Source organism: uncultured Aquincola sp. (assembly GCF_964001545.1).
GTDB lineage: Bacteria > Pseudomonadota > Gammaproteobacteria > Burkholderiales > Burkholderiaceae_C > Aquincola.
Map to the genome: position 1 here is coordinate 1 of NZ_CAXFDV010000325.1, position 3,851 is coordinate 3,851.

At 71.7% G+C, this 3,851-nt stretch carries 4 protein-coding genes and 1 pseudogene; 2 read left to right on the plus strand and 3 right to left on the minus strand.

Features of this window, described 5'->3' with window-relative positions; all coding sequences use genetic code 11:
- Window positions 1-530 (minus strand): annotated as a pseudogene (locus ABNT58_RS11355) (radical SAM protein); the annotation flags it as partial.
- A gap of 63 nt (window positions 531-593) precedes the next feature.
- On the opposite strand from ABNT58_RS11355, the gene ABNT58_RS11360 reads away from it, so the two are divergent.
- Window positions 594-986, plus strand: a complete 393-nt coding sequence (locus ABNT58_RS11360) for a VOC family protein (protein ID WP_348753588.1) — start codon at window positions 594-596, stop codon at window positions 984-986.
- 6 nt (window positions 987-992) lie between these two features.
- Here ABNT58_RS11360 and ABNT58_RS11365 read toward each other — a convergent pair whose 3' ends face one another.
- Window positions 993-1,841 (minus strand): N-formylglutamate amidohydrolase, encoded by an 849-nt coding sequence (locus tag ABNT58_RS11365; protein WP_348753589.1) that lies wholly within the window; start codon window positions 1,839-1,841, stop codon window positions 993-995.
- A gap of 5 nt (window positions 1,842-1,846) precedes the next feature.
- Window positions 1,847-2,884 carry a tripartite tricarboxylate transporter substrate binding protein BugE gene (locus tag ABNT58_RS11370; protein ID WP_348753590.1) on the minus strand — a complete coding sequence of 346 codons (1,038 nt, stop codon included), beginning with the start codon at window positions 2,882-2,884 and terminating at the stop codon, window positions 1,847-1,849.
- An 83-nt stretch (window positions 2,885-2,967) separates the two neighbouring features.
- Between ABNT58_RS11370 and ABNT58_RS11375 the strand changes: the two genes are divergently transcribed.
- A partial coding sequence (locus ABNT58_RS11375; RefSeq protein ID WP_348753591.1) for a LysR substrate-binding domain-containing protein occupies window positions 2,968-3,851 on the plus strand: 884 nt, incomplete at its 3' end.

Sequence of the window (3,851 nt, forward strand, 5' to 3'; positions counted from 1 at the left end):
CGCACGAACTCGAAGCGCGGGTCGATGGCGTCGCGCAGCACATCGGCCAGGTCGTTCAGGTACAGCGTGGCCAGGTGGCGGGCACGGTCTTGCAGGCCCAGCGCGCCGAAGGCCCAGGCCAGCGGGTCGCCGCCGTCGTCGTCCACGTACACGTCCAGCGAGCGGAAGCGTGCGCCCTCCGGCAGCCAGCGCCGGGTGGCGATGCGGTGGGCCAGCGTCGCGTCGTGCCCCTGCAGGAAGCGGATGGTGGGGCCGATGGTGGCGAGGTAACGGTCGGCCTTGGCCACGAAATGCGCCACCTGCGGGCTGCGCTGCGCAGCGGGCAGCGCCTCGGCCCGCTCAAGCACGGCGGCCAGGCCCGTGGGCGACAGCAGGTCCAGCACCAGGGCCAGCGCCAGGTCTTCCTGCACCGCGTCGAACCCGCGCGAGCGCAGGAAGCCGGTGAGGTAGGCGGTGGAGGGGTAGGGCGTGTTGAGCTGCGTCATCGGCGGGATGACCGACAGCACACGGAAAGGGGCGGGGCTGGACATGCAGGGGCGGCAGGGGGCGCTACATTGTCCGCGAACGGTTCAATTCCCTTCGCACCCACTGCCATGATCGATCACACCGGCGTCACCGTCAGCGACTTCGCGCGCAGCCAGGCCTTCTACCGCGAGGCGCTGCGGCCCTTGGGCTTCGAACAGCTGGTGGAGCTGGCGGCCGAGGTCACCGGCCATACCGACGTGGCCGGCTTCGGCGAGCCGCCCAAGCCCGAGTTCTGGATCAGCCGCGGCACGCCCAACCAGCCGCCGGTGCATGTGGCCTTTCGGGTGGCCGACCGGCAGACGGTGGACGCCTTTCACCGCGCGGCTCTGGCCGCGGGCGGCCGCGACAACGGCCCGCCGGGGCTGCGGCTGCACTACCACCCGAACTACTACGGCGCCTTCGTGCTGGACCCCGATGGCCACAACATCGAGGCGGTGTGCCACGCACCGCCTGCCGGCTGAAGCCGTTCAGGCCGTCTGCGCCCCGACGTAGCGCGCGATCGCGGCCAGCACCTGTGCCAGGTCGGCCTGCACCACGCTGAAGTTGGCGGTGGGCTCGCGGGTGGCCTCGTTCATGTACACCGGGCGACGCAGCTCGATCTGCAGGCTGTGGCGGCCCAGCGCGGGCTGGCCGATCTTGGCGATCAGGCCCACGCCCTTGTAGGGGTCGTTGCGCGCCACGGTGTAGCCGCGGGCGCGCAGTTCGGCCTCCACCAGGGCCACGAACTCGGGGCTGCAGGTGCTGCCGTCCCGGTCGCCCAGCACGAAGTCGGCCAGCGGATGCGGGCTGCGGATGCCCAGGCGCTGGTAGGCGTCGTCGGGCATCGAGTGCAGGTTCAGGTGCCACACGCGGCCGAAGTTCAGCAGCGACTGGTCGATGGCGCCGGCCAGGGCCGCGTGGTAGGGCTGGTAGCAGCGCTCGATGCGCTGCTGCACCTCTTGGATAGACAACTTGCGGTCGTAGATCGGCGTGCTGGCATTGACGTTGCGCCACACCAGGCCGTAGCCCAGCTGTGTCTTCGGGCCGGGCTGCAACGGCGTGGGCCAGGGCCCGTCCATCAGCGCCGGGTCCAGGTCGTCCAGCGTGCGGTTGACGTCGATGTAGGTGCGCGGAAAGTGCGCCGCCAGCAGCGTGCCGCCGACGTCGGGCACGGCCGCCCACAGCCGGTCGACGTGGGTGTCTTCGGCACGGCGCAGCAGGTGCATCGGCACCGCGGGCCGGAAGTCCTCGGGGTAGTCGGTGCCGCTGTGCGGCGAGTCGCACACCAGCGCGATGGCGGGGGCGCGGGGCGGCTGCAGCTTGAACGGGACGTCCATGAGCTTCAATCTGCGCGGATGCGCGCCACCTTGCTCACGCGGTCGTAGCGCTCGATGGCCACGCGGATCTGCTGCGCGAACTCGGCCGGCGTGCCGGGGATCAGCGTGGCGCCCGACTCGTCCATCTTGCGGATGAACTCGGGGTGCTGCATGGCCTTGTGGATGGCGGCATTCAGCCGCGCGATCACCGGCTGCGGCGTGCCCGCCGGCGCCACGATGCCGAACCAGCCGCCACCGCCCATCTGCGGAAAGCCCAGCTCACCGTAGGTGGGCACGTCGGGCAGCATCGGCGAGCGCTTGTCGCCCAGCACCGCCAGCGCGCGCAGCCGGCCGGCCTTGATGTGCGGCAGCGCCGAAGGCAGGTTGTCGGTGATGGCGTCCACCTGGCCGGCCACCGCATCGGTCATCGCCAGGCCGGCGCCCTTGTAGGGCACGTGCAGCAGCTGCAGCTTGGCCAGCGAAGCGAAGTGCTCGATGTTGGCGTGCCCCAGCGAGCCGGTGCCCGGCGAGGCGAAGGCGTACTTGCCCGGCTCGGCTTTGGCCAGCGCGATGAACTCGGGCATGGTGCGCGCCGGCACCTTGGGGTTGACCGCGAACACGCTGGGCACCGTGGCCACGTTGGTCACCGGCGCAAAGTCCTTGACGGGGTCGTACTTCAGGCGGCTGCCGAACACCGCGGGGTTGGAGCCGTGCGTGCTCATCGACGCCATGCCCAGGGTGTAGCCGTCGGCCTTGCTCTTGGCCACCTGCTCCATGCCCAGCGAGCCGCCGGCGCCGGCGCGGTTCTCCACCACGATGGTCTGGCCCAGCTCCTGGCCGGCGTATTCGGCGATCAGCCGCGCCGCCATGTCGGTGCTGCCGCTGGGGGCAAACGGCACCACCAGCTTGATGGTGCGCTCGGGGTAGCTGCCCTGGGCCCAGCCCGCGGTGGACAGCAGACCGGCAGCGCCCAGCGCGATGGCGCTGCGCAGCAGCTGCCGGCGGCGGGAGCCGTCGGCGGTGTCGGCGGAAGAATCGGTCAAGAAGGCGGGGTGGGTCGTCATGGCCGCGCAGTCTGGGCGAAGGCCCTTCGGCGCACAAACGACAATCCGGCACTCGCGCATTACCTCCTGTCATACCGCCTGCCATGCGGCTGCAATCTCCTTCGATGTCCGAGCTGCATGCCTTCGTGGCCACCGTCCGCAGCGGCAGCTTCACCCGTGCGGCCGAGCAGCTGTGCGTCACCCAGGGCGCCATCAGCCGCGCCGTGGCACGGCTGGAACAGCACTTCGGCCAGCCGTTGCTGCTGCGCCAGGCAGCCGGCCTGCTGCTCACCGAGGCGGGGCGCCAGCTGCTGCAGCAGGTGGAAGCGCCGCTGGCGCAGATCGAGCAGGCCAGTGCCGGCCTGCTGCAGTCGGCCGCCGCGCCGGTGCTGTCGCTGGCGGTGGTGCCCACGTTGGCCAGCGTGTGGCTGGTGCCGCGGCTGGCGGGCTTGCAGCAACAGCATCCGCAGCTGCGGCTGCGCTTCGTGCCTTACCGCAAGGACGAAGACTTCAGCGGCCCCGGCGCGCCCGATGCGGCGCTGCTCACCGGCCTGGGCGCCGCGCAATGGCCGCACTGGCAGGTGGACGACGTGATCGGCCACGAGGTGGTGCCGGTGTGCCGCCCCCAGCGGCTGGCCGCGCGGCGCTGGGCCACGCCGGCCGCGCTGGCGGCCGAGCCCTTGCTGGGCCACACCACCTCGCCCGACAACTGGGCGCAATGGTTCCGCGCGGTGGGTGCGCCTGGCGTGCAGCCGGTGGTGGCCACCGCGTTCGACCAGGTGTCGATCCTGGTACAGGCGGCCATGGCCGACATGGGCGTGGCCCTGGTGCAGCGCTGCCTGGTGCGACAGGAGGTGGCCAGCGGCCGCCTGGCCGTGCCCTTCGACCTGCCGGTGGCGCTGCCGCGCGGCTACTACCTGTGCTGCCTGCCCGCGCAGGCCGAGCGGCCCGCGCTGGTGGCCTTTCGGCAATGGCTGCTGCAGGAAGC

Bases quoted from the DNA above. Each gene is read 5' to 3' on its own strand.
- ABNT58_RS11360 (WP_348753588.1), top strand. From the start codon at position 594: ATGATCGATCACACCGGCGTCACCGTCAGCGACTTCGCGCGCAGCCAG.
- ABNT58_RS11365 (WP_348753589.1), bottom strand. From the start codon at position 1,841: ATGGACGTCCCGTTCAAGCTGCAGCCGCCCCGCGCCCCCGCCATCGCG.
- ABNT58_RS11370 (WP_348753590.1), bottom strand. From the start codon at position 2,884: ATGACGACCCACCCCGCCTTCTTGACCGATTCTTCCGCCGACACCGCC.